Source organism: Desulfonatronum parangueonense, assembly GCF_054656975.1.
The window spans coordinates 3,584,758-3,609,161 of the sequence record NZ_BAAHXH010000003.1 but is presented as its reverse complement, the minus strand read 5'-3'; the positions used below and the strand labels follow the sequence as shown (position 1 = coordinate 3,609,161).

Here is a 24,404-nt window from a genome sequence, read left to right as displayed (position 1 = left end):
ATCCCCCCAATCATGATTCAGGTTCAACCATGATGCATCGCATTCCGCCCCTGATACGCTTTCTGTTGACCATCACCATTTGCTTCCTGACGGTTTTCACCCTGGCCCGGTTGGCCTTCTGGCTGACCTTCGACAATCCGCACGATCCCCTTGGCCTCGACCAACTGCTCACGGCGATGTACATCGGCCTGAAATTCGATCTGCGGCTGACCCTGCTTATCCTGGCGCCGATGTATCTGCTGGCCTGGATCAAATGGATCAATCCCCTGACGACGCGGTTCGGTCGCCTGCTCTGGGGCGTCTACCTGGGGCTGATCAGCCTGGGCGCCGTAGCCTTCTACGTCACGGATTTCGGCCATTACGCCTACCTGATGACCCGGGTGGATTCCACGGCCCTGCGATTCCTCTCCAATCCCATGATTTCCGCGCAAATGGTCTGGGAGAGCTATCCGGTCCTGCCCTGGCTGCTGGGACTGGCCGCATTGCTTTGTCTGTTCGCCATCTTATACACGCGCCTGCTGCGCCGCTGTGCGGGGGCAGCCTATACGCCCCTGCGCCTCCGGGATCGCGCCGCCATGGTGTTGATTCTCCTATTGATGATTGCGGGCGGCATTTACGGCAAGCTGTCCTGGTATCCGCTGCGCTGGAGCGACGCCTTTTTCTCCACCCACGCCTTCGCGCCCGCCGTGGCTTCCAATCCGGTGTTGTACTTTTTCGACACGTTCAAGACCGGGGCATTGGAGTACGATATCGCCGCTGTCCGCGATTCCTATCCGCTGATTGCTGAACACCTGGGAGTGGACCAGCCTGACCCGGAAGATCTCGATTTCGCCCGTTTTGTATTGCCCGTGCTTCAGCCGGAACGTCCCCAGAACGTGATCATCGTGCTCCTGGAATCCTTCACCACCTACAAGACCGGTTTGACCCGCAATCCCCTCAACCCTTCGCCCCATTTCGACCGCCTGGTCTCGGAAAGCCTGGTCTTCCAAAATTTCTTCACTCCCACGGCCGGCACGGCCCGCTCCGTATTCACCGCGGTCACGGGACTGCCCGACGTGCAGTTGCGCAGCACAGCCTCGCGCAATCCGACGATCATCAACCAGCACACGATCATCAATGCCTTTGAAGGATACGAGAAGTTCTTCTTTCTGGGCGGCAGCGCCAGTTGGGGGAACATCCGCGGTCTGCTGCAGGGGAACATTGCCGGCCTTCGCCTCTACGAGGAAGGCGATTACGCCTCCCCTCGCAACGACGTCTGGGGCATCTCCGATCTGGCCCTGTTCAAGGAGGCCCACGCAGTACTCGAGAAAGAGACCGGGCCTTTCCTGGCGATTTTGCTGACCTCTGGCAATCATCGTCCCTACACCATTCCGGCGGACAACGAGGGTTTTGAGATCGTCGGGGACGTCCCCCAGGACGCTCTGACCCGCTACGGTTTCCACTCCCTGGAGGAATATAATTCCTTCCGGTTCATGGATCATGCCCTGGGACATTTCATGGATCTGGTCAAGGGATCGGCATATTACGAAGATACCGTCTTTGTCTTTTTCGGTGACCATGGCCATCTCACCGAGGCCGCGGTCCACACGTACCCCTCGGAAATCCAGCTCGGCCTGGCCCAGTTCCGCGTCCCCCTGGTCATCCATGCGCCCGCCCTGTTCCCCCAGAGCCAAATACTGGACACCGTGGCCTCGGAAATGGACGTGCTGACCACCGTGGCCGCCATCACCGGCCATGCCCATCTGAATACCACGCTGGGGCGGAACCTGTTCGACCCGCAATTCGATCCGGATCGCCATGCCTTTGTCATGACCCACGGCGCCGTGCCCAATATCGGGGTGATCAACGACGAGTTTTATTTCCGAATGAACCTGGACGATTCCGGACAAGGACTGTACCGGATCCATGCGGATGATTCCCGGCCGGATCTTTCCCACCGGTATCCGGACCAGGCGCTCCGGATGCGGGAACTGACCCGGGGGCTGTACGAGTCCACCCGCTATATCGTGAACCACAATCCACACCGGGACCACAGGCCTGTTCCGGTCGACTGAGCTTGCGGCATGCGCGCCACCTTGAGCCAGTCAGTGGATGCCCTTCGATATTTATCAGGTCGGACGCAGTCTGAAGTACCCTTGTATCAGGATTACCGCCTTCGCGGGAATGACTCCAATGGGCGTGCATTCAAGCTCGTGATGCCCACGTCGACAGGCATCCAGGCCATGCTTGCCACAAGTTTTTGAGTAGATGCGTCCCTCCTTGTTGACGCCTTGACAGAAAACGGAAATTCTACGCGCCGCATGCACCCAAGATACCTTCTGGCCCGTCTGAACGAACTGCGCCACCACTCGGACCTGGAAAAGGTCAATTTTTTCTGGGCGGTGGTTTTTTGTCTTTTTCTGGGCTCCATTTTTCTGACCGCCAATCCCCGCCTGCACCGGAACATCTACTATGTTCTGGTGGTCGTGCCGTTTCTTTTTCTGGCGCCGTGGTCCTTCTGGTCAGCGATGTCCAGATCACCGGTGTTTCTCGGTAGCCTGGCCTTTCTGGGCTACCTCTGGATCAGCCTGCTCTGGGTTCCGGATACCTCGCTATACACGTTCTATAACGAGGCCCGGACCCTGGCCCTGCTGCTCATCTTTCTGGCCATCAGCGCCTATTGTTTCCTGAGCATCGAAAATTTCACCAGGATGCTGGCCCGTACCCTGGCCTGCGTAGCCGGCGCGGCGTCCATGATCTCGATATACGTTTTCTATTCCGGGAAAGACATTCCCATGATGGGCGGCCTGGAGAGCCGGGCTGTGGACATCGGTTTGGCGGCCCATCCCATTGATTCCGCCGGCTTGTATGGGGCCGTGGCCATTTTCCTGATCTTCTCCCTGTTCGTGCAGGCGGAAAAGAAGGGCATCTGGACCTGGATCTCGGGCATATCCTTGCTGAGCATCCTGACCTTCGTGGGGTTGACCCAAACCCGCGGGGCCATCGTGGGAATCGTCCTGGTTCTGGCTCTGGGACTTCTGTTCCAGGGCGGCAAGCGGCTTTGGCTGGTCCTCGGGGCCTTGACCGCCGTGATCCTTGGCGTGGTGCTGCTCTCCTTTCACCATCCCGAGGGCATGATCGGATTCGAACGGCGGCTGGGCGTGCGTGGTGAAATCTGGATTCTGGCCTTGGAGCGGGCCTGGGAGCAGCCCTGGTTTGGTTTCGGGCTCAATCAACACCAGCAGTTGTTTCTCTCCGCCGGCGATTACCACGGCGTGGCCCACAACCTGTACCTGGAGAATCTCCATTTTGGGGGAGTGGCCGGAACGGTGCTACTTTTCGCCCTGATCGTCCTGGCTGGCCGGGGCGCCTGGCGGGAATACCGCCGCACCGGCAGCTTTCTGTTGCCGGCGATCTTCATCTATCCCTTGATATTCGGCTTGTCCGCCGGTTACCTCACCCTGTCCAAAATTTCCCCGATGTGGATTCAATTCTGGCTGCCCATCGGCCTGATCATCGGCTCCGAGATTCGCCAACGGCAAAAGAGTGCGCGGACTGGCGGTCATGACAGCCGGCCCGCGCCGGAACCAAATTCGGCAACCACATGAGCCAAGAAACCGGCCAGAGCCCTGAAGTCACTCTTTCGGAGCCGTGCCGGATTTGCGGCCAAGGCATGGAATCCATCTTTCAGGCCCTGATTCTGGGCAAATACCATGTCGACTACGGACGCTGCCCCGGCTGCGGCCTGATCCAGACAGAGACGCCATACTGGCTGCCCGAGGCCTACGATCAGGCCGTGAGTGCGCAGGATGTCGGACTGGTGCGCCGGAACATGGAATTGTCCGCGCGGCTTCAGGACATCATTCTGTCACACTTTGATTCCAGGGGTCGTTTCCTGGATTATGCCGGCGGCTACGGCTTGATGGTCCGCATGATGCGGGACGCGGGATTCGATTTTCATCGTCATGATCCCCTGTGCGCCAATATCTTTGCCCAGGGCTTCGAGATCCCGGAACTGGCCGGGAAGCGGTTCGAGCTGATCACGACCTTTGAGCTGCTCGAGCACCTCCAGGAGCCGGTCCGGGAAGTCCATCGCCTGCTGGAACACGCGGATTCCCTGCTCTTCTCCACCCGCCTCCAACCGGACCAAACTCCGAAATCCGCGGAGGACTGGTGGTACTTCTGGCCGCAAACCGGGCAGCATATCACCTTCTACACGTTGTCGGCCCTGCAGATACTCGCCGAAAAGACCAACTCGCAGCTGCACTCGGACGGAACAGCCCTGCATCTCCTGACCAGACGGGATTTCTCGCTCAACCCACTGGGACGCCCCCGGGGCGTGGTTCGCCTTCTGGAGCGGTTCTTGAAACGATTGTTGAATTCCCTGCGCAAACGCATGTACCGCGTCAAGCCGCCCGCAAGTCTGCTTCCCGAAGACAGCCTACGGATCGCCACGAAACCGTCCGCAATCAGTGCACGGAGCGGAACAAATAAATGACTCCGCTGCCCGCTTTCTGCATGCCCTGGCATACTTCGGTCAGCAATGCCTTCCAGGAAATCCTCGTCGATCCGTTGCGGGAATTCCTGCCGATCAACCTCGTCCCGTGGGACCAGGATCCGCGGCTGCCGCTACGATATTACCACGACGATCCCCAAAGCCCCCTGATCTTCTGTCAGCTTCCCCCTCCGCCCGAACTGCTGCGCGAAAACAGTGCACGAATCGTCTGGCTGCCGATGTGGGACAACATCGCCAAATGGCCCCATTCTTTCTGGGCAGGCCTGCCCAAGCAACTACGCATCGTGGCCTACTCCGCTCCGGTACGACGACTTGCCGAACAATTTGCGCTGCCGGTGCTGCCGGTGCATTTTTTTCTCGATCCTGATCGATACCAGCCCGTCCCCCATGACGGGCAGCGGACCATGCTCTACTGGAACCGGGTCGGGCTCTACAGTCCGCGGGCCCTTCTGCGCATCTGTCAAGCCCTGGACATACAGCGCCTGATCCACATCCATCGCCCCGATCCGGGATACGATCATCCTGCCCTGAACCTGCCCGATACCCTCGCCAGCACCGAAGTCGTCACCATCCGTTCATTCCTGCCGGATGCCGAACATGCCCGGTTGCTGGATCAAAGCACGCTCTGCCTCGGCCCCAGACCCTTCGAGGGAGTGGGCCTTGCGGTCCTGCAATCCATGGCTCGCGGAGCCTGCGTTTTGGCCTATGACGGTCCGGCCACCAATGAGTACGTCATCCATGGCCGCAACGGCCACCTGTTCCGAGCCTACTCAAAAACCATGCACAAATGGCGCAAATCCCTGGGCAAGCGCTGGCATCACCTGGTGCACCGGCACCAGGCATACCATTACCACATGGTCAGCGCCGGCCAGGTTGGAAACCTCGCCGGGATCAATCCGGAAGCTCTGGGCAGAACTGCCCGATCCGACCACGAACACGGCTACCAGCTCTGGCAGCAGGGTCTCAAAGCCTACGCCGAGTTCATCACGTCCTGGTAACCACCGCAGCCACCCATTATTTCGCTTCAAATGGGCACCGTGATTTGAGCGCACACCGGGGCAATCGAACTGAACTCACCGGGAAACTTTTTTTAATCGCTCCATTGCAACCTGGTTCAGCCGGCCCTGAATGCCGAGGACTTCACAATTGCTCAAGGTGCAAACGTCCTGATGCTAAAACGTCATGGCGCCATAATGCATTCAAAAATGGAGGAGGCGAAAATATGGATTCAACGGTGAAGCGCACCACGATATATCTGGACGAGATTGTTCATAAGGCGCTGAAAATGAAAGCATTGGCGACATCACGATCCGTTTCGGATCTTGTCAATTCCGCTGTGAAAAATTCACTTGCCGAAGATGCCGAAGATCTTGCGGCGTTTGAAAACCGGGCAAACGAGCCTCTGCTCAGTTACGACGAAATGGTGAAGAGGCTCAAGAAAGATGGTATGTTATAGCATATTCTTCAGAAAATCCGTGGAAAAGGACCTGTCCAAAATCCCCAAAAAGGATGTCCCGAAAATCCTTGACCGCATAAAAGACCTGGAAAAAGACCCCCCTCCGCCGGGCTGCGAAAAGTTGACCGGGCAGGAGCGGTACCGCCTGCGCCAGGAAAATTATCGCATCGTTTACTCCATCCAGGATGGTGAACTTACTGTATGGGTTGTCACGATTGGCCATGGAAAAGATGTTTATCGCTGAAGTAACCAGTTTCGTGGCGTGACATCTGGAATACGGACCTGCAGCATGGTCACAGCATCCTGCGCCGGATTCAGTCCAGGCTGAAGGTGAACAAGGTCCTATTCCTTGCACTTTCTGGACTTTAAAACCATGCAGTTCGCCGTTCCCATCTGGATTGGCACCCGACCCTACGAACAGCTTCCGTCCCAGGGAAATTGCCCGCTGGACACTCTCCTGGGGCGGCGACGCCGAGGTGCTTGCGCCGGAGGAACTGCGGAAGATGGTGGCGGAAGAGGTAGGCAAGATGGCTGGAGCGTATCGTCTTTAACTCAGATGAATGTCTCTTTGCCAGGCCCGCCTCTGCAGTTCCGGGTTCTGGAGCTTACATTTTCAGAACGGCCTGGATTCCGCCCTGGGTAATGACATCCTGACCCTGGTCCCCTCCCCGCTGCTGCTCTCAATGCTCAATGATCCGCCATGATCAGCCAAGATGCGATGAACCATGGCCAGCCCCATGCCTGCGCCAACAGCCTTGGTGGTGAAAAAGGGATCGCAGACATAGGGCAGGTCTTTTGCCGGAATGCCGCGGCCCTTGTCGGTGATGATAAGGGCAACCTTTTCGTCCTGGCTCTGGACTGAGATGGTGATGGAACACTCCTGTCCCGGCAGGTTGTCATACGCTTCAAGCGCATTTTCCAGGACAGCATCCAAAACCCGACCGATTTGTTCAGGATCGGCCTTGATGCCCCATTGCGGTGAAAGGTCGTGGCTGACCTTCAGGGAAACGTTCATCTGCAAGGCTTTCGCCTGCACTCGTCGCAGCGCCGGAAGGAGAATGTCGGACAGGGAAATGTGTCGGATGTCGCCAGAGGCAATAGAAACATATTCCCGTACGGATCGGGCCATGCGTTCCATGCGGGCTGCTGATTGCAGCACGGTTTCCAGATAGGTTGCCACCTTGGCCGGATCGTCCCGGTTCTTCACGGCCAGATTGGCAAACCCGGCAATGGCCATGATGGGATTGCGGATCTGGTGGGCAATGGACAGGGCCAGGTTGTTCAGGCTGTCCGCCCGCTGCTGCTCGGCCAGTCGTTTCTGCTCCAAGGCCGACTTCTCCCGTTCATGCATCAAGTGGAGGTCTGTCAGGTCCTGGACCAGCACCACCAGGACCCAATTATCCTGATCGACCTGGAGAAAGGATGAGATGATCTCCAGGAAAAGGCGTTGGCCATCCGATCGACTGTACCAGACCTGGCGGCTGTGCCGGACCTGTTTCTTTTGAATGACGTCCAGGAGGGTATTGTTGAAATCCTCGTTGTCTGGGTGTTCGATGAACAAGACGCTCCAGCCCTGTTCGATCAGGATTTCTTTCGAAAAACCGAGGATGGATGCCAATATCGAGTTGACCTGCAAAACCCGGCCATGTTCCCCGACAATCATCAACCCTGAGGGCATGCTTTCCAGAACGTTTTCCCGAAGCATCTCTTGCAGGGCAGGTGCAATTGGGGCATTTTGCAGCAAGGCTGAATTATCGCGAAACTCATCGATAGTGGTTGGTGCGCCCACGATTCTCACCTCCGCTGTATTAGCAATGCAGTCATATCCATTGGCATGTGTGATTTTCAGCCGTTTCGTTACGACAGAAGCATCCAGTTTTTCAATACCTGAGCTTGGTGCGAAAGACTTTTCGCACTGCACTCATACCAGCAGAAGGTCAAACTTTCCACAGCACCACTTTTAAGCCCCGCCATTGCTGTAACAGGGTATGCCTGGATGAAGACAAGAACGACAATCCCGCGGTTGGCCCATGCATTCTGACACCATACGACGCAGCATTCTGCTCGAGTTGGCCATGTCCATCGGAGGAGAATTCGATCTGGACATTCTTCTCGACAGATGTCTGCCAATTTTCCTGCGCAAGCTCAACTGCACCATGGCGGGCGTCATTCAAGTTGAAGACCAGGCTTGGGCAACGGTCAAGGTTCTGCCCACCATCATGATCCGCATGCCGCAATGGCAGCAGGTCGCTGCTGATTTTTCCACAAAATTCATAAGCAGTCACGAAACCTGTTCGGAATTGGCGTCCGAGAACAGAAAGATTTATGGATTCTGCCTCAATGACTTTGGTCTCCTGATTTTGGGCCGGTCCACCGAATTCAGCACGGATTTCCAAAAAGAACTGCTTCCTGTCGTGGACCAGCTGGCCAGGGCCTGTCGGTCCTGCCTGGAGGCCCAGCGAAGACGGGAAGCCGAAGAACGGTTGCTGTTCACCCAGGCTCAGCAAAAGGCGCTCCTGGACAACCTGCCGTTCATGGCCTGGCTGAAGGACGATCAGGGACGGTATCTGGCGGTGAACCAGATTTTCATCGCCGAATGCGGACGCTCCATGGAAGAGATCATCGGCCGGACCACCGTGGAGGTTTGGCCCGGGCTTCTTGGCGCGCGCTACCACGAACAGGACAAGCACGTGCTGACCTCCGGCGAGCAGCTGAGATGGGAGCAGAAAGGCGGAGCAAAGGATCCGGACAAGTGGATGGAATACTACAAGGCGCCGGTCTTCGGCCCGGATGGCAAGATTGCCGGCTTGGCCGGCTTTCGGCGCGACATTACAGAAAACAAGCGCAAAGAGCTGGAACTGGAAAGCCAGAAGAAACTGGTCAACGCCTTGGTGGACAACGCGCCCATCAGCATCTGGCTGCGCGACGCCCATGGCGGCCTGCTCCTGGTCAACAAGCATTTTCAGAGCCAAACCGGCCTTGGCACGGACAACCTGAGCATCACAAAAGAGGAACTGGCCGGATGTGATCAGACTGACTTCCTGACCCTGGAGGCCGACGAACCCCAACAGTTCGAGGAACACATCACCTTTCGCGACGGAAACCGGCATATCCTGCAAACCATGAAGTCCAAGCTGCGGATGCCCGACGGCAAGACCATGGCCGTTCTGGGACTGGGGCTGGACATCACGGACAAACGACGCATGGAAGAGGATCTGCGCCAGAGCGAGGAACGCTACAGAGGCATTGTGGAGTCCCAGGCTGACCTTGTGGTCCGGGTGGACAGCCAGGGCCGGTTCACCTTCGTCAACGAGGCCTATTGCCGGACGTTCGGCAAAACCCGGGAAGAACTCATCGGCCGGACCTTCATGCCCCTGGTTCACGAAGACGATCTGCCGGCCACTCTGAAGGCCATGCAGGCCCTGGAAAAACCTCCTCACCGGACCTCCCTGGAACAGCGGGCCATGTCCGTGGACGGTTGGCGCTGGCTGGCCTGGGAAGACTTTGCCATCAAGGATGAAACCGGAACCATCGTTGAAATCCAGGGCGTGGGCAGGGACATCACCGCGCTCAAGGAGGCCGAGATCCGGCTTCGGTTCCAGGCCGACCTGGAAGCCTTGCTTGCCCGGATTTCCACCCGATTCATCAACCTGGGCGCCGAGGACATGGACCAGGCAGTCCAGTCCTGCCTGGGAGAGATCGGGGAACTGCTGCGAGTGGACCGGGTCTATGTGTTTCAATGCGCCCCGGACCATCGGTTCTGGAGCAACACGTTTGAATGGTGCGCCGAGGGCATCCCGCCGCAGATCGGCAAGCTCCAGGACATTCCCCTGGACATTCTGCCCTGGTGGCATGACAGGATGTCGCGTCTGGAAAGCATTGTCATCCCGGACATGACCGCATTGCCGCCCGAGGCCGAAGTCGAGAGGCAATTCCTGGAAAACCAGGAAATCCTGTCTTTGCTGGCGGTGCCCATGATCTGGGACAGCGCCCTGGAAGGGTTCATCGGCTTTGACTCGGTGCGCCGACCCATCGATTGGCAGCCTTCCGACGCCGTCCCGCTGGAAATGCTGGCCAGTATTCTGATCAACGCCCTGAAGCGCAAGGAGACCGAACAGCGCCTGATGCTAAGTCAGATGCAACTTCAGGAGCTGAACACGTCCCTGGAAGCGCAGGTCGAAGTCCGGACCAGACAGCTGGGCGACGCGCAGCGGCAGTTGATACTGGGCGAAAAAATGGCCGCCATCGGCCAGTTGGCCGCGGGCATCGCGCATGAATTGAACAATCCCGTGGGCTTTGTTTCCATGAACTTCCAGACCCTGGAGGAGTACATCCCCTTGATCGTGGAGGTCTTGCGGGACTACAAGCAGGCTCTCCATGAACCGCCGGGTTCGGAAAAACAGCGCGAACTCCTGGAAAAGGCCCGTGCGCTGGAGGAGGAGTCCTCGATGGACGTGATCATGGACGACATCCACGCGCTCTTCGATCAGTCGCGGGAAGGCTTCCGGCGGATCACGACCATCGTGAACAGCATGCGGGACTTTTCCCGGACCGATCCCCGCGAGGAGTTCGTTCAGGCCGATCTGAACAAGGGGTTGCGCGACACCCTGGTCATCGCGCGGAACAGTTACAAGAACGTTGCCGAAGTTGAACTGGATCTGGGAGAAATTCCGCATGTGGATTGCATTCCCGGCCAGATCAACCAGGTTTTTCTGAACATCATCATCAATGCGGCCCAGGCCATGGCCAATGCCGAAATGGACCAGAGGGGCATTATCCGGATCCGGACCTGGTTTATCTCGCCCGATGTTTTCTGCGCCATCAGCAATACCGGACCGGTCATTCCCGACCAGATTCGCGGCAGGCTGTTCGATCCGTTTTTCACCACAAAACCTCCCGGGCAGGGAACCGGGCTGGGGTTGAGCATTTCCCACGATATCGTGGTCCGGAGCCATCACGGAAGCCTCACGGTGACGAGTGATACAGAAAATGGAACGACCTTTTTGATCTCCCTGCCCATGAAGCAGGCCGTGAAAAAGAAGGGCCTGAGGGCTGAAGACTGAAACCAGACAAAGGTTGTCACTGCCCGGCACGCCGGTGCACGGGCAACTGGAGACCCGCCATGAATGACATGCCTCTTGCTCCCCCGAATCCGGAACCTACCGCCGTGGCCGACGCCCCGGACGCTTCCCGCGTGACGGTTCTGTTCGTCGACGACGAACAGGAAATCCTGGACTCCCTGCGGCGCAACCTGATCCGGGAACCCTATCGCAAGCGGTTTGCCTTGTCCGCCGCGCAGGGGTTGCAAATCCTCGATGACGAGCCGGTCCACGTCGTGGTTTCCGACATCCAGATGCCGGAAATGGACGGGTTCGCGTTTCTGCGGGAGGTACGCAAACGTCGCCCGGATATCGTGCGCATGGTCCTCAGCGGCACGGGCAACCTGGATCAGGTCGTGAACCTGATCAACACCGGCGAAATCTATCGCTACGTGACCAAGCCCGTGCACAACGTCAAGGAGCTGCGCACCATTCTGCTCCAGGCCGTGGAGCTCCACCAGATCAAGAGCCAGCGCTGGGAACTGATGCGGGAGTTGGAGCAGCGCAACCAGGAGCTGCGGCAATGGCAGACGAAGATCCAGCACGAATTGACCCTGGCCGGGGCCATGCAGCGCAAGATCTTCAACCTGAATCCCTTCCTCCACGATCGCCTGGAGATTTCCGCGGCATACGAGCCCCATATCTCCGTGGGCGGGGATTTTTTCGATGTCATCGATCTGCCCGGCAACCGGGTCTGCCTGTTCATCGGCGATGTTGCCGGCCACGGCGTCGCCCCGGCCATGATTTCGGTTCTGCTCAAGGTGCTGGTGGAGGAAACCGTGCGCAGTATGTTCGATCGGGGTCCCGCGACGATCTGCAACGCCATCCACCAGCGATTTCAGCAATACGTCCAGAATCCGGAATCCTACGCCACCATGTTCCTGGCCATGTACGACCCGGATGCCTCGACCTGGAGATGCATGAACTGCGGCCATCCCCCGCCGCTGCTGCTCGGGGCCCCCGCCGGAATCGTTCTGGACAAGGGCGGGTTTCCCGTGGGCATGTCCGTGGCCGCCGGGAACATCTGCAGCCCGGAAGACGAGATCGGTATCCCGGCAGATCCGGGAATCGGCATCCTGCTGTACACCGACGGATTGTCCGAAGCCCATCCCAAGGGCAGGGACATTCTCTGCGACGGTTCCGGCTTAGAGTCCCATGCCGCCATGGTGTTTTCACCCGCGGTTCTGAATCCGGCCCGCGCGCTCCTGGACCGGGTCCAGGCCCAGGGATGCGACATCAGTCAGGATGACTGCAGCATCCTTTTCGTCCAGATGACGGACCCGGCCTCTCTAATCTGGTCCGGCAGCTTGCAACAGGACCGAAGGGTCGTGGAAGACGTGGCCCGGGAAGTCCAGGAGCTGCTGATGGGCCGGGGGGAGGCGGAGCATGGCGCCTGGGCCGTGCGGATGGCGGTCCATGAATACGGGATGAACATCATCGACCACGCCAGGATGTCCCCGGAAGTCCAGTTTCAGCTGCATGTCCGCTGCCAGGGCAATGTCTGCCGAATTCTGTTCCGTGACACCGGAATGGAGTGGGATTATCAGGCCCGCAAGGCCATGCTCGCCCACCGCCCGCTGGATTCGGAACGCGGACGCGGCCTGGAGCTGCTGGCTCACCTGAGCCGGGAGATCCTGTTTTTTCGCCGGGGAACCATCAACCACGCACTGTTCATCGTGGCCCTGAACGAGGAGATGGCCGTAGATAAGGATTTGGTTCGAGCCGAGGAACAATGATCTTTACCGGTCCCGAAAACATGAGTACCAGCTTTCTGAAAGACCTTTTCCCAACAAAGCTCCGAGAGCGAGGCACGCCATGAGTGAGGAAAGATTCCGGGCCCGTCAGGCCCTGTTCGCCCAGCTGGACCTGCCGACCTCCCGGGCCAGTCTGCGCTTGCTCCGCTTTCGTCACCAGGTGAAGATCCTGGTCTGGGAGATCGGTCTGGGCAGCCTGTTCGCCGTCAAGCGGGTCATGGACATCCTGGGGGCCGGCCTGGGCCTGCTGCTGCTGTCCCCGTTGCTGATCCTCGTTGCCGTGGCAATTGTTCTCGAGGACGGCCGCCCCTTCCTGTTCCGGCAGCAGCGCGTCGGTCTGAACGGTCGTGTCTTCCCCTTCTACAAATTCCGCTCCATGTACCGAAACGCCGAGGCCATCCGGCAGGAGCTGCTGGCAAGCAACGAGTCCAGCGACGGGGTGATCTTCAAGATGAAGCAGGACCCCCGGGTGACCCGGGTCGGCCGGTTTATCCGCCGATTCAGCATCGACGAGCTGCCCCAGCTGTTCAACGTGATCACCGGCGACTTGGCTCTGGTCGGTCCCCGCCCGCCGCTGCCTTCGGAAGTGGCCGAATATACTCTGGAAGACCGCAAGCGCCTCCACGTCAAACCCGGCCTGACCTGCTTCTGGCAGATCCAGGGCCGCTCCGAGATCCCCTTCAAGGACCAGGTTCGCCTGGATCTGCAATATATCCAGAGCCAGAGCATCCTCACGGACATCTGGATCCTGCTCAAGACCATTCCCGCGGTCTTGACCGGCAAGGGTGCGTATTGACCATGTTCATTCGGCTCATTTTGCCCATAATCCGTAATTGCTCAAAAAGGTCGGCAACCAAACCATCGCGGGTCAGTGCTGCCTGGATAGCGGCAACGCGCCGGCCTGCGCCGGTATGACGGAATGGAATGCCTTGTTGGCGAGCACCCTGGGTCGTCACCCCGGCGCAGGCCGGGGTCCAGGAGAGGCTGCCCAGAGTAATTGAGCAGTTACCACAATTCCTCTCAACAAGTGAGTATATTATGCAAACAGCCAAAGCCGGCGAAGGCGTCATTGTCCTGACACTGCCGGAAGGAACGCTGACCGCGGCCAATGTGGATCCCTTTCGGGAGCAGTTTCATGGCGCACTGGCCGGCATGGCCAGTGTCAAGACCGTCGTTCTGGATCTCAGCGGCATTTCCTTCATGGACAGTTCCGGCCTGGGCGCGCTGATCGCCATGCTCAAAAGAACCACCGAGTCCGGGGGCGACATCAAGCTGGTCGGATTGCGCAAGGAAGTCCGGCTGGTTTTCGAGATCACGCGGGCCTACAAGATTTTCGACATTTTCGACTCCGTGGAGGAGGCCCTGCGGGTCGCTTCATGAAAGCCGTCATCCATACCGGCGTCCTGACGGCCTGGACAGCGCAACTGCGGCCGACGCCCTGGCCCCTGCTTCCCTTCGGCAACCGGCCCTTGCTGGAATACTGGCTGGAGTGGTGCGTTGACCTGGGCATCAGGGATGTCCGCCTGGTCCTGGACGAAGGCGCCGACCGGATCGAGGCCTATGCGGGCGAGGGGGAGCGCTGGGGGCTGAACATTGCCTACAGCTTCCTGCGCCAGGGGCAGGACCTGGCGGCGTTCCTGCGCCGCGCCCCCGGGGAATGGACCGGGCAGGGGCTCCTGCTGGTCCATGGCCCTGTTTTCCCGCGCAAGACGCAGGACGGTCCCGCAACCCAGCCGCCGGAAAAGGCCACGTTCCTGCACCGGGATGCGCAGGGAGGCGGCTGCATGCTGACCACGGATCAGAATTTTTTGGAGCACCTGGTTCAGGATTCCGGGGCCACGGCCCAGGATTCGCGTTCCTTCACGGAACTGAGCCGGGAAATGATCACTGTCGACTCCGTGGCCCTGTTCCATGAGCTGAACATGCGCCTGGTGTCCGGGGAGATGGAGCGGTATCTGCGACCCGGCTACGCCTCCAGGGACCAGGCCTGCATCGGCTACAACGTAATCACTCCGGCCACGGCAAACCTGCTCCCGCCCCTGGTGATCGGCAACGACTGCCGGATCGGCCCCCTGACCACCATCGGTCCCAACGCGGTCCTGGGCAACCATGTTATCGTGGACCGCCAGGCCGAGGTGGCTGACGCGGTGATCCTGGACGGGACCTTCATCGGAAGGAACATGGAAATCCGGGGCAAGATCGTCTCCGGGAACATGGTCATCGACCCGGGCAGCGGCGCGGCGGTGGCCATTCCGGACCCCTGGATGGTCGCCGCGGTGCATCGCCTCCCGGGACCCGCGGAATTGATCCACCGGCTGTTCAGTCGGATCGCGTCCGCCGTGATCGCCCTGACCCAGACCGTGCCCTTTGCCCTGCTCTTCGGCTGGCTGTTGACCAAAGGCGCGTCTTTTGCCGTGCGCCCGGTCCAGGGCAGGAAGGACAGCACGATCACATTGCCGATCTTCACGCCCCATGCCGAAGCCGTCGGCCCCGCCCTGAAGCTGTTCACGGCCCTGGGCCTGGATCGCTACCCCCAGTTCCTGCTGGCTGCCGCCGGCCGGCTCTGGCTGTGCGGCCATCGCCCCAAGGCCGACAGCCCGGCGCCGGTAGCCGCCTTCGCGGAGCGGCCCCCTGACGCCGAACCGGTTCCGTTTCCCGCCGTACTCAGCTATGCCGACCTGCGGGACGACCCCGGCGATCCTGTGGTGGACCGGGTCGAGGAGCACTACTACAGCCACCACCGCTCCATCCTCGAAGACCTGCGCATTTTGGGACGCTTCGTGGCCAGGCGGTTTGCGGGATTGTTCAGAAGCTGAGCCGGCCAATTTTGCTTCCGGAAACCAGTCTTGGAAACAAGAGGTATCAGATGCCCCGTGTATCCATGTTTTTTGGAATCGTGATCTACTTCTACTACGATGACCATCCTCCACCTCATTTTCATGCGCTGTATGAAGGTCTCGACGCGCAATTCGACCTGCAGGGCAATCTGATCCAAGGCTACATGCCGTCAAAACGGTGCGGTTATCCAGGAATTGGCGCTGAAAAACGGCGAGGCCCTTATGGAGAATTGGAAAAGGTCACGAAACAATGAGCCTCTGAACTGGATACCGCCGTTGCGATAAAAGGAGGTCGCCATGAAAAAATCACCTCATGTTATTGATGCAAGATACCTGGAAGGTTTTCGCGTGGAGGTCTGGTTCGACGATGGAAGTCAAGGCGTTGTCGACCTGGGGGACTATCCTCGACGGGGAGGAGTGTTCGCGCCTCTCTCCGATCCGGGGTATTTTCGATCCTTTTTTATCGACTTGAACACCCTCTGCTGGCCCAATGGCGCGGACATCGCGCCGGAGCGGATATACGAACGTCTTGCGAAGCAATGATCTTATCCGCATTCCATGCGAGAGCAATGAACCCACTGTTGCCACTTCATCCATCGCTCATTCCACAGGACTCCGCATGATCTCAGTCGTCATCGTCAGCTACAATACCCGTGACATTCTGCGTCAATGCCTGGAAGCGCTGTTCGCTCACGCATCCGGTTTGGAGATGGAGACGTTCGTCGTGGACAACGACTCCCGGGACGGTTCCCCGGACATGGTGCGCCAGGAGTTCCCCGGGGTCACCCTGCTGGCCAACACCGTGAACCTGGGCTTTGCCGCGGCCAACAATCAGGCCTTTGCCCTGGCCAGGGGCGAATTCATCCTGCTGCTCAATCCGGATGCCTTCGTCAAGGAGGGCGCCATGGCCGGCGTCCTGGATTTCATGCGCCGCATGCCCCGGTGCGGAATTTGCGGGGGGCGCATCGTGGACCAGGATGGCGGGGTGCGTCCCTCGGCCCGGCGCTTTCCCAACGTAATGGCCAAGTTTTTCGCGCTGAGCGGCTTGAGCACCAAATATCCGGACTCCCCGCTGTTCAACCGGCGTGATTTCGGGGGCTTTGCCCATGACCAGGTCCGGGAAGTGGACTGGGTTCCGGGCACCTTCACGCTGCTGCGCCGGAAAATGCTCGAGGAGATCGGTTTTTTCGACGAACGGTTTTTCATGTACTACGAGGAAACGGATCTGTGCCTGCGTGCCAGAAAGGCCGGATGGCAAGTCTGCTTCACCCCCGAGGCGGAGGTGGAGCACATCGGCGGAGCCAGCAGCAAGACCAGGGAGGACAAAGCCTACGATCAAACCTCCTCCCAGGTGGTCAATTTCCGGATCCGCAGCGAATACTTGTACTACCGCAAACACGGCGGGCTCGTCTCGGTGCTGGCCAATGCCGGCCTGGAGCTGATCTGGCACCGGTTGCGCATTGCCGTGAAGTCCTTGTCCAGGGACGCGCTTTCCCAGGCCAAAACCACACATTCCCAGGCAATCATCCACTTGATCCGTCAGGCCCTGAAAGACACGCAATGGGGCAAGACCGCTCCCGCAACCCCCTGGTGACGATCATGATTTTTCCCAACATCCGCGCGGACTTGAAGGCCCACAAGGGGGACTGGGCTGCCCAGGGATTCTGGGCCATGGTGGTTTATCGCTTCGGGCGCTGGCGCTACGGCCTGCGCCCGAAGATCATCCGGATGCCCTTTTCCCTGCTGTACAAGATCCTGTTCAAGCTCGTGCAGATCGTCTGCGGCATCCAGATGCCCTGCGAAGCTCCCGTAGGCCGCAACTTCCGAATCGATCATTTCGGCAACATCATCATCAGCGGTTACGCCTCCTTTGGCGACGACTGCGTGGTCCGCAACGGCGTTACCATCGGCATCAAAAACATGGATGAAAAGGTCGCCCCCCGGATCGGCAACAATGTGAACATCGGAGCCGGAGCGAAAATCCTGGGCGGAATCACCATCGGCGACAACGTGTTCATCGGTGCCAATGCCGTGGTCATTACCGACGTTCCGGACAACAGCATTGCCGTGGGCGTTCCGGCGAAGATCAAGCCGAACAGGAAGTTGGGTGGGTGAGGGGTTATCGGTTATCGGTTAATTACTATTCAGCATGAGCCGCAGTTGCCCAGTTCGGCTCGCTGTCGGTATCGGGATCGGGATCGGAAGCGAAGCCGTGCGGAGGGAGCCTCAACGTTCTCGAAACCGATTCCGATACCGACCCCGACCCCGATTGCCGGAGGTAGATCACATAACGTGTGCCGAGTAGTTACATCGGTTATTGGTGCTCGATGGCGGTATTATGTTGGCCTGCAAGGCTGCTGAAGATGAAACCACAGGGGGCACGGGGCACACGGGGAAGGACAAGCTGGCATTTTGCTAAATGTTCCCCGTGCTCTCCGTGTCCTCCGTGGTTCAATATCCTGATCCGGCGATTAAAGCGAAACAATGCAATTGTCATTGGCGATGCAGAAGTTGTGCTATGGGTGAGTGGGCATGGGTGAGCATGTGTTGAGCAGGGAGGGACTGGTTCGGGATTCCGTGGTGCTGATAGCCGCCGCTGACGAGTCGGTGCGGTCGGGATTGGCCTCGGCCCTGGCAGCGGATTTTACCGTCGTTCCGGTGTCCTCGGCCCACGAAGGAGAGCGGGAACTGGCTCGTGGAGGGGTCGGCGTCGTGCTCTGCTCCACATCCCTTGCGGACATGTCCGGCCTAGCCTGGCTGGGGCAGTTGCGGCGCCGGAGCGAGATTCCGGCAATCCGGATCTTCGCGCCGGATACGTCGCGTGAGGATCTGGCCGTGGCTGCCGTCAACGAGGCCGGGGCGTTTCGCTATATCGCTGATCCCCACGATCACGGCGCATTGCGCAAGGCCGTGGCCGAGGCGCTGCTTCTGGTGGGACACCGGGCCGGGCCACCCTGCATGCGCGAGGCCGTGGGCAAGGCCATCAAGGCCCATGCCCTCTGTCGCGGGTCCAAAACCGGTTGCCTGCTCACGGCCAAGCAGGAGGAAACGGATCCGCCTCCCTGGCTCGTGCGCCGGTTCAATGCGCTGCTGGGCTGGACCGGCATGGGCATCCTGAGCATGGCCCTGCTGATGCTGGCCGGCCTGTTCATTGGCATCGGGGTGTTCACCGTGCTCTACGTTTTCAAGTCCGCCCTGGGCATCGACCTGGTCCAAGGCTGGCATTTGATGGACTGGCTGCACCGGTGAGCTGTCGCGTCAAGGAAAGAGCGGAATTTGGAACTGCTGGCGGAGTTGAAGGCGATCCTGGAGAATGATGATGCGGCTCGATGAATTGCAGGAACTGGTCACCAGTGGCGAGTCGGCAACACTGGAACTGAAAAAGTCCACGGCCCAATTGCGCCGGGCGGCTGAAACCCTGTGCGGCATGCTCAACGCCAGCGGCGGCAAGGTGCTGGTTGGCGTGACCGCTGAAGGCCGGATTGTTGGGCAGCAGTTCACGGACAAGACCCTGCGGGAGCTGGCGGATATCCTGCAAAAATTCGAGCCTGCCCCGACCATTGCGCAGCAACGCGTCATCCTTGAAAACGGCCTTGCGGTACTGCTACTGGAGGCATTCACCAACGTCGAAAGCCAACCGTACATCTTTGACGGCCGACCCTATCAGCGCATCGAATCCACGACGTCCATCATGCCCCGGGAAGTGTACCAACGGCTGCTCAGCGAACGCGCCACCGGGCGGCTGCGCTGGGAAAACCAGCCTGCCGTGGCGGTTCAACTCGCTGACCTGGATCAAGAAGAAATACTGCGCACTGTTCGTCTTGGCCTTGCCGCTGGTCGATTGCCGGAATCCACTGGCAGCGACGTACCTGACATCCTGAACCGCCTGAACCTCGCTCTATTGGACAAACCCAACAATGCGGCCATCGTCCTCTTCGGAACCCGCTTCATGCCGGATTATCCGCAGTGTCAGTTGCGCATGGCCCGTTTTCGGGGTGTAAACAAGTCCCTGTTTCTGGATCAGCGCCAGATTGAAGGCCATGCCTTTGCTCTTCTTGAGGAAGCCATGCTCTTTCTGCGCCGCCATTTGCCCGTGGCGGGCCGCATCATTCCCGGGCTGTTTGAACGGGAGGACGAACCGCTTTTTCCTCTGGAAGCCCTGCGGGAAGCCCTGGTCAACGCCTTTTGTCACCGGGATTACACCATCATCGGCGGCGCGGTCAGTCTGGCCATCTATGACGACCGCCTGGAAATCTGGAGCGACGGACTTCTGCCTTTCGGCCTCAAGCCCAAAGATCTCAAACGCGAGCACGCCTCCAGACCACGCAACCCACTTATCGCCCAGGTTTTCTATCTTCGCGGAATGATCGAGCGCTGGGGGCGCGGCACCCAGAAAATCGTGGAACTTTGCGTCAAGGCCGGTCACCCCGAACCGGAATTCGGCGAACAAGCCGGCAGCGTCTGGGTTCGCTTCCTCCCCAGCGGCTACACCCCTCCACTCCGGGTGGCCCACAACCTGACCAAACGGCAACGAATCATCCTCCACGCCCTCGCCAACTCAACCTCGTTGGCGTTCCGAAAAATCCAGGAAAGCCTTGAAAACCCCATACCCGAGAGAACGTTACGAGACGACCTTCAGCACCTTAAGCGCCTGGGTTTGATTGATTCTTTCGGGCGAGGCAAAGGGGCTGCCTGGCGTCTGAAAAGAGCAGAGGAATAAGGCGGAATAAGGCGGGAATAAGGCGGAATAAGGCGGGAATAAGGCGGAATAAGGCAATCATCTGCAATCATTTATCTTTTCTGAAACCAAAGTGGCGGGTCTACAGCCTCACGCATATTACGGAAAGATGAGTTGGAGATCAGCATACTGGATCTGCGGCAAAAGGTCACAAATTCAGAACTTGCGAAGTATGCCGACAAAAACATCCCTCCAGGAGATCATATGAGCGAAAGTGATCACGCCTTGCAGATTCCCGTGGGCCTCGTAGTCATCGGCCGCAACGAGGGGGAGCGGTTGCGGGGGTGTCTGGAGTCCTTGCAGGGGCAGGGGGGGCCGCTGGTGTATGTGGATTCGGGGTCCACGGACGGCAGCACGGAGTTGGCCCGCAATCTGGGTACGGACGTGGTCGATCTGGACATGGCCAGGCCTTTTTCCATGGCCCGGGCGCGCAACGTCGGGTTCCAACGAGTCCGAGAGCTGGTGCCGGACGTCAAGTACGTGCATTTTTTTGATGGCGACTGCAGCGTGGTTTCCGGATGGGTGGAAACGGCCTTGCGCTTTCTGAAGGATCATCCCGAAGTCGCGGCCGTGTGCGGACGCCGCCGGGAACGCTATCCGGAACGCTCCATCTATAACGCCATGGCCGACCGGGAATGGGATGCGCCGCTGGGTGGCGTAGCCTCCGTGGGGGGAGATGCCCTGTACCGCGTGGCGGCCTTTTCCAGCGTGAATGGTTTTGACGAGACGCTCATCGCCGGCGAAGAACCCGAGCTGTGCTTCCGGTTGCGCCGGGCCGGCTGGAAAATCCAGCGCATCCCTGGCGAGATGACCGTGCATGATGCCCAGATTCTGCGCTTCGGCCAGTGGTGGCGGCGCATGGTCAGGGGCGGGTACGGGTCCATGGACGTTTATCAGCGCTGCCTGAAAGTGGGCGGAGCCAAGTCGGATGTCCCCTTTGCGGCCATGGTCCGCAGTACGCGCACCTGGACTATGGGCTGGTCGGCTCTTGTCGTAATTTTGGTGCTCATATCCGCATTTTTCGCGGGTATGACGGGCGTTCTGCTCGCCCTGGCCATTGCTCTGATGATGTGGACGACCCAGGTGCTGCGCATAGCCCGCAAAGAAGGAGCATGGCGGCACGACCGGCGCCAGGCCCTGCTCTTCGGCCTGCTGACCATGCTGGGCAAGTGGGCCCAGCTTGTCGGCCATCTGCGCCATGCACGGGATCACCGGGCTGGACGACAGGCCCGGCTCATCGAGTACAAAGGCGCGGCTCTGGCCGGCGGACCGGCAAGCGATCCGCCTACCGGCGGCGTTCCCCGGAGCGAGGCTTCAACCTGGGCCGCGGACCGGGCCCGCTATCCGCATCATGCCTTTTTCCGGGAGCAGTCCCTGTGGGCCCTGGCCGTGTACCGTTTCGGCCAGTGGAACGACCGCCGCGGGCGCGGCCCGTCCCGCTGGTTTCTGGACCGTCTGTACTGGCTGCTGTTCCGGATCGTGGAAACCCTGACCGGGGTCAGCTTCACCAAGGAAACGGTCATCGGCCCCGGCTTGCGCATCCACCATTTCGGCAATATTTTCATCCATTCACAGGTCCGGATGGGCGCGGGCTGCACCTTGCGCCAGGGCGTGACCATCGGCAACAAGGTCGAGCACGGGCCGGTCCCGGTGATCGAGGACAACGTGGAGTTCGGAGCCTACGCCCAGGTCCTGGGCGACATCCGCATCGGCCAGGGCGCGAAGATCGGGGCCATGAGCGTGGTTCTTCAGGACGTGCCTCCTGGACATACCGCAGTGGGCATCCCGGCCCGGATAATTCCGCCCGCTGAGGAGAGAGGTTCTTGAGCAGGGGCGGAACCATTATAAAAATTGAAAATGGAGAGAATCCATGCGTTGGCAAGACAGAATTATCATTGACCCAGGCATCCTGGTCGGAAAACCCGTGATCAAGGGAACGCGAATATCCGTTGAGTTTGTGGTTGATCTGCTGGGACGCGGCTGGAGCACTGAACAAATACTTGCGGAATACGACCATTTGTCACGCGAGGATATTCTTGCGTGTTTGGCCTATGCCGGGCAAATGTTGCAATCTGAAAGAGTTTATTTGACGCCAGGAAGTGAAGCTTTTCATGCGCATTATCGCTAACGAGAACATCTCGGCGGGCGCGATTCAAAAACTCCGTTCAGCGGGGCATGACGTGATCTCGGTTAAAGAAACCATGCGCGGTGCGAAGGATACGGAAATTCTCCAATATGCCCAGTCAGACCAATGTCTTGTCATCACCAATGACAAGGATTTCGGTGAACTGGCCTTCCGCTTCAGACTGCCCTCGCGGTGTGGAATCGTGTTGTTCCGATTGACTGGAAGCGATCCGCAATCGGACAATCAACGTATGCTTGAAGTTCTTGATAGCCGTGACGACTGGCAAGGTCATTTCGCCATCGTGGATGATTGGAGAATCCGTATCCGCCCTTTGCCAGCGTGAATCACCAGCTTTTGGTCCTTTGCTTCGGCTTTTTGTAACTGCTCAAAAAGGTCGGGCGAGGAGGTTTACCGTGCAAGGAGTGTCTCCGGGATGGAGTTTCGTGACTCAGCTACTGGGGCCACGCTCCAGCCGGAACTTTGTCCTGAGTGCATTACACCGCTGCCGCACTGGGGTGCGGCGCTCCATGGATTCAACCCGCTGATTGCCACAAGCTTTTGAGCAGTTACGTCTTATTTGACCAAACGCTCCAACAATACATTTCACGTGATCATGCCCAATTCTTCCTCGATCCTCTTCATCGCCCCCTGGCTGCCCAAGCTTTCGGAGACCTTTGTCTACCGGGAGCTGTTCGGCCTGCGGGACTATGGGGTGTCGGTTCTTGGGGCGTCGGTGCATGCTCCGGAGCAGTCCTGGGACGAACCCCGGCTGCAAGACCTGGCCAGGGAGGTTGTGCCGGTCTATGGCCCAGGGCCGTTGCGTTTGCTCCTGGATGCCGCCCTGGAAACGCTTGGGCACCCTGTGTCCGCGCTACGGACGGGAATGATTGCCCTGGGTGACGCGGTCAGGGCTGGGGACATATCCGGCATCAGGCGGGTCAAGGTGCTCTGGCAGGGGCTGGCCGGTCTGGCTCTGGCCCGGCGCATTCGCGGACGCGGCGGCGTGGGCCATATTCATGCCCACATGGCCCATGTGGCCACGACCATTGCCATGTACACTGCCCGGCAGCTTGGTGTAGGCTTCAGCTTTACCGGCCATGCAGCGGACATCTTCCGGGATCGCTCCCTGCTGGCGGAAAAGCTGCAACGGGCTGTGTTTGTGAGCTGCATCAGCCATTGGCACCGTGAATTCTACAAGACCATCGTGGACCGGCCGGACCAGGAGTATCCCGTGATCCGCTGCGGGGTGGACGTTTCCGAGTTTGCACCGCCCTCTGACAGCTCGGCCGGGTTTTTGTCCGAACCGCCGCTGATCCTGGGCGTGGGGCGCCTCGTGCCCAAGAAGGGTTTTGACCTGCTGCTGCACGCCGTGGCTGCCGTTCGTGACCAGGGTTTGCAGTTGTCCTGTCGTATCGTGGGCGATGGTCCGGAGCGGGAGGCCCTGCACAGGCTGGCCGCTGACCTGGACCTGGGGGACGTGGTGACCTTTCTCGGCTCCCGGCCCAATTCCGAGGTCCGAAAACAGTTGCGCCAGGCCGCGATTTTCGTCCTGCCCTGCCGTACCGACGCTTCCGGGGACAAGGACGGGATTCCCGTGGTCCTGATGGAGGCCATGGCCTGCGGGGTCTGCGCGGTCAGCGGCGACCTGCCGACCATCCGGGAACTGATCGACCACCGGGAAAACGGCCTTCTTGTCCCCCCGGACGACGTCCCGGCCCTGGCCAACTACCTGAAAGATCTCCTGGCCGATCCGGACCTGCGCAGGACCATGGCAGCCCGGGCGCGGCTGCGCATCCAGGAGGAATTTGCCCTGGACGTGAATGTCGGCCGGTTGCGAAGGGCGCTCAAACTGGATGCGGACAACCAGTAGCCCGTCATTTTTTCCGTCCATGGGCATCAT

Annotated in this window: 23 protein-coding genes; 22 read left to right on the top strand and 1 reads right to left on the bottom strand. The window is 59.4% G+C overall.

Features of this window, described 5'->3' with window-relative positions:
• Nucleotides 1–29: 29 nt before the first annotated feature.
• The 7 genes from ACYQ15_RS16180 (at nt 30) to ACYQ15_RS16150 (ending at nt 6,502) form a co-directional block, all read left to right on the top strand.
• A complete protein-coding gene (locus ACYQ15_RS16180; protein ID WP_459938536.1) occupies nt 30–2,054 on the top strand; it encodes an LTA synthase family protein in 2,025 nt (674 codons plus the stop codon).
• 246 nt (nt 2,055–2,300) lie between these two features.
• Complete coding sequence (locus ACYQ15_RS16175; RefSeq protein WP_459938535.1) at nt 2,301–3,587, top strand: O-antigen ligase family protein; 1,287 nt, start codon at nt 2,301–2,303, stop codon at nt 3,585–3,587.
• Nucleotides 3,584–4,477: a class I SAM-dependent methyltransferase gene (locus tag ACYQ15_RS16170; protein ID WP_459938534.1), complete on the top strand. Its 894-nt coding sequence runs from the start codon at nt 3,584–3,586 to the stop codon at nt 4,475–4,477. Before ACYQ15_RS16175 ends, ACYQ15_RS16170 begins: the two co-directional genes overlap by 4 nt.
• Nucleotides 4,474–5,493: a glycosyltransferase gene (locus ACYQ15_RS16165; protein ID WP_459938533.1), complete on the top strand. Its 1,020-nt coding sequence runs from the start codon at nt 4,474–4,476 to the stop codon at nt 5,491–5,493. Before ACYQ15_RS16170 ends, ACYQ15_RS16165 begins: the two co-directional genes overlap by 4 nt.
• 224 nt (nt 5,494–5,717) lie before the next feature.
• On the top strand, nt 5,718–5,951 hold the full coding sequence (locus ACYQ15_RS16160) for a CopG family transcriptional regulator (RefSeq protein ID WP_459938532.1): 234 nt from the start codon (nt 5,718–5,720) through the stop codon (nt 5,949–5,951).
• Nucleotides 5,938–6,195, top strand: coding sequence for a type II toxin-antitoxin system RelE family toxin (locus tag ACYQ15_RS16155; protein ID WP_459938531.1), 258 nt, complete (start codon nt 5,938–5,940; stop codon nt 6,193–6,195). Before ACYQ15_RS16160 ends, ACYQ15_RS16155 begins: the two co-directional genes overlap by 14 nt.
• Before the next feature lie 232 nt (nt 6,196–6,427).
• Entirely contained in the window at nt 6,428–6,502 is a 75-nt protein-coding gene (locus ACYQ15_RS16150; RefSeq protein ID WP_459939605.1) for a hypothetical protein, read from the top strand.
• Between the two features lie 62 nt (nt 6,503–6,564).
• Here ACYQ15_RS16150 and ACYQ15_RS16145 read toward each other — a convergent pair whose 3' ends face one another.
• Nucleotides 6,565–7,740, bottom strand: coding sequence for a sensor histidine kinase (locus ACYQ15_RS16145; RefSeq protein ID WP_459938530.1), 1,176 nt, complete (start codon nt 7,738–7,740; stop codon nt 6,565–6,567).
• A gap of 241 nt (nt 7,741–7,981) precedes the next feature.
• Between ACYQ15_RS16145 and ACYQ15_RS16140 the strand changes: the two genes are divergently transcribed.
• From ACYQ15_RS16140 to ACYQ15_RS16070, 15 genes are all read left to right on the top strand, one after another.
• The gene (locus ACYQ15_RS16140) at nt 7,982–11,014 is read left to right on the top strand and encodes a PAS domain S-box protein (protein ID WP_459938529.1); all 3,033 of its coding nucleotides are present in this window, start codon (nt 7,982–7,984) and stop codon (nt 11,012–11,014) included.
• Between the two features lie 59 nt (nt 11,015–11,073).
• Nucleotides 11,074–12,786: a SpoIIE family protein phosphatase gene (locus ACYQ15_RS16135; RefSeq protein ID WP_459938528.1), complete on the top strand. Its 1,713-nt coding sequence runs from the start codon at nt 11,074–11,076 to the stop codon at nt 12,784–12,786.
• A 79-nt stretch (nt 12,787–12,865) separates the two neighbouring features.
• Nucleotides 12,866–13,600 carry a sugar transferase gene (locus tag ACYQ15_RS16130; protein ID WP_459938527.1) on the top strand — a complete coding sequence of 245 codons (735 nt, stop codon included), beginning with the start codon at nt 12,866–12,868 and terminating at the stop codon, nt 13,598–13,600.
• A 242-nt stretch (nt 13,601–13,842) separates the two neighbouring features.
• The gene (locus ACYQ15_RS16125; protein ID WP_459938526.1) at nt 13,843–14,184 is read left to right on the top strand and encodes an STAS domain-containing protein; all 342 of its coding nucleotides are present in this window, start codon (nt 13,843–13,845) and stop codon (nt 14,182–14,184) included.
• Complete coding sequence (locus tag ACYQ15_RS16120; protein ID WP_459938525.1) at nt 14,181–15,620, top strand: GlgC family sugar phosphate nucleotidyltransferase; 1,440 nt, start codon at nt 14,181–14,183, stop codon at nt 15,618–15,620. Before ACYQ15_RS16125 ends, ACYQ15_RS16120 begins: the two co-directional genes overlap by 4 nt.
• A 50-nt stretch (nt 15,621–15,670) precedes the next feature.
• Nucleotides 15,671–15,895 (top strand): DUF4160 domain-containing protein, encoded by a 225-nt coding sequence (locus tag ACYQ15_RS16115; protein ID WP_459938524.1) that lies wholly within the window; start codon nt 15,671–15,673, stop codon nt 15,893–15,895.
• 43 nt (nt 15,896–15,938) lie between these two features.
• Nucleotides 15,939–16,184 (top strand): DUF2442 domain-containing protein, encoded by a 246-nt coding sequence (locus tag ACYQ15_RS16110; protein ID WP_459938523.1) that lies wholly within the window; start codon nt 15,939–15,941, stop codon nt 16,182–16,184.
• Nucleotides 16,185–16,260: 76 nt separating this feature from the next.
• Nucleotides 16,261–17,235 carry a glycosyltransferase family 2 protein gene (locus ACYQ15_RS16105; protein ID WP_459938522.1) on the top strand — a complete coding sequence of 325 codons (975 nt, stop codon included), beginning with the start codon at nt 16,261–16,263 and terminating at the stop codon, nt 17,233–17,235.
• A gap of 5 nt (nt 17,236–17,240) precedes the next feature.
• The gene (locus ACYQ15_RS16100) at nt 17,241–17,756 is read left to right on the top strand and encodes a serine O-acetyltransferase (RefSeq protein ID WP_459938521.1); all 516 of its coding nucleotides are present in this window, start codon (nt 17,241–17,243) and stop codon (nt 17,754–17,756) included.
• A gap of 417 nt (nt 17,757–18,173) precedes the next feature.
• Nucleotides 18,174–18,890: a response regulator gene (locus ACYQ15_RS16095; RefSeq protein ID WP_459938520.1), complete on the top strand. Its 717-nt coding sequence runs from the start codon at nt 18,174–18,176 to the stop codon at nt 18,888–18,890.
• Between the two features lie 64 nt (nt 18,891–18,954).
• The gene (locus ACYQ15_RS16090; RefSeq protein ID WP_459938519.1) at nt 18,955–20,361 is read left to right on the top strand and encodes an ATP-binding protein; all 1,407 of its coding nucleotides are present in this window, start codon (nt 18,955–18,957) and stop codon (nt 20,359–20,361) included.
• Nucleotides 20,362–20,583: 222 nt separating this feature from the next.
• On the top strand, nt 20,584–22,206 hold the full coding sequence (locus ACYQ15_RS16085) for a glycosyltransferase (protein WP_459938518.1): 1,623 nt from the start codon (nt 20,584–20,586) through the stop codon (nt 22,204–22,206).
• 43 nt (nt 22,207–22,249) lie between these two features.
• Nucleotides 22,250–22,507 (top strand): DUF433 domain-containing protein, encoded by a 258-nt coding sequence (locus ACYQ15_RS16080; protein ID WP_459938517.1) that lies wholly within the window; start codon nt 22,250–22,252, stop codon nt 22,505–22,507.
• Entirely contained in the window at nt 22,491–22,847 is a 357-nt protein-coding gene (locus tag ACYQ15_RS16075) for a DUF5615 family PIN-like protein (RefSeq protein ID WP_459938516.1), read from the top strand. Before ACYQ15_RS16080 ends, ACYQ15_RS16075 begins: the two co-directional genes overlap by 17 nt.
• A 234-nt stretch (nt 22,848–23,081) precedes the next feature.
• Nucleotides 23,082–24,374: a glycosyltransferase family 4 protein gene (locus ACYQ15_RS16070; protein WP_459938515.1), complete on the top strand. Its 1,293-nt coding sequence runs from the start codon at nt 23,082–23,084 to the stop codon at nt 24,372–24,374.
• Nucleotides 24,375–24,404: the final 30 nt, after the last annotated feature.

Bases quoted from the DNA above. Each gene is read 5' to 3' on its own strand.
- ACYQ15_RS16140 (WP_459938529.1), top strand. From the start codon at position 7,982: ATGCATTCTGACACCATACGACGCAGCATTCTGCTCGAGTTGGCCATG.
- ACYQ15_RS16125 (WP_459938526.1), top strand. From the start codon at position 13,843: ATGCAAACAGCCAAAGCCGGCGAAGGCGTCATTGTCCTGACACTGCCG.
- ACYQ15_RS16095 (WP_459938520.1), top strand. From the start codon at position 18,174: ATGGGTGAGCATGTGTTGAGCAGGGAGGGACTGGTTCGGGATTCCGTG.
- ACYQ15_RS16075 (WP_459938516.1), top strand. From the start codon at position 22,491: ATGCGCATTATCGCTAACGAGAACATCTCGGCGGGCGCGATTCAAAAA.
- ACYQ15_RS16155 (WP_459938531.1), top strand. From the start codon at position 5,938: ATGGTATGTTATAGCATATTCTTCAGAAAATCCGTGGAAAAGGACCTG.
- ACYQ15_RS16180 (WP_459938536.1), top strand. From the start codon at position 30: ATGATGCATCGCATTCCGCCCCTGATACGCTTTCTGTTGACCATCACC.
- ACYQ15_RS16135 (WP_459938528.1), top strand. From the start codon at position 11,074: ATGAATGACATGCCTCTTGCTCCCCCGAATCCGGAACCTACCGCCGTG.
- ACYQ15_RS16090 (WP_459938519.1), top strand. From the start codon at position 18,955: ATGATGATGCGGCTCGATGAATTGCAGGAACTGGTCACCAGTGGCGAG.
- ACYQ15_RS16165 (WP_459938533.1), top strand. From the start codon at position 4,474: ATGACTCCGCTGCCCGCTTTCTGCATGCCCTGGCATACTTCGGTCAGC.
- ACYQ15_RS16170 (WP_459938534.1), top strand. From the start codon at position 3,584: ATGAGCCAAGAAACCGGCCAGAGCCCTGAAGTCACTCTTTCGGAGCCG.
- ACYQ15_RS16085 (WP_459938518.1), top strand. From the start codon at position 20,584: ATGAGCGAAAGTGATCACGCCTTGCAGATTCCCGTGGGCCTCGTAGTC.
- ACYQ15_RS16100 (WP_459938521.1), top strand. From the start codon at position 17,241: ATGATTTTTCCCAACATCCGCGCGGACTTGAAGGCCCACAAGGGGGAC.
- ACYQ15_RS16080 (WP_459938517.1), top strand. From the start codon at position 22,250: ATGCGTTGGCAAGACAGAATTATCATTGACCCAGGCATCCTGGTCGGA.
- ACYQ15_RS16115 (WP_459938524.1), top strand. From the start codon at position 15,671: ATGCCCCGTGTATCCATGTTTTTTGGAATCGTGATCTACTTCTACTAC.
- ACYQ15_RS16110 (WP_459938523.1), top strand. From the start codon at position 15,939: ATGAAAAAATCACCTCATGTTATTGATGCAAGATACCTGGAAGGTTTT.
- ACYQ15_RS16130 (WP_459938527.1), top strand. From the start codon at position 12,866: ATGAGTGAGGAAAGATTCCGGGCCCGTCAGGCCCTGTTCGCCCAGCTG.
- ACYQ15_RS16175 (WP_459938535.1), top strand. From the start codon at position 2,301: ATGCACCCAAGATACCTTCTGGCCCGTCTGAACGAACTGCGCCACCAC.
- ACYQ15_RS16105 (WP_459938522.1), top strand. From the start codon at position 16,261: ATGATCTCAGTCGTCATCGTCAGCTACAATACCCGTGACATTCTGCGT.
- ACYQ15_RS16120 (WP_459938525.1), top strand. From the start codon at position 14,181: ATGAAAGCCGTCATCCATACCGGCGTCCTGACGGCCTGGACAGCGCAA.
- ACYQ15_RS16160 (WP_459938532.1), top strand. From the start codon at position 5,718: ATGGATTCAACGGTGAAGCGCACCACGATATATCTGGACGAGATTGTT.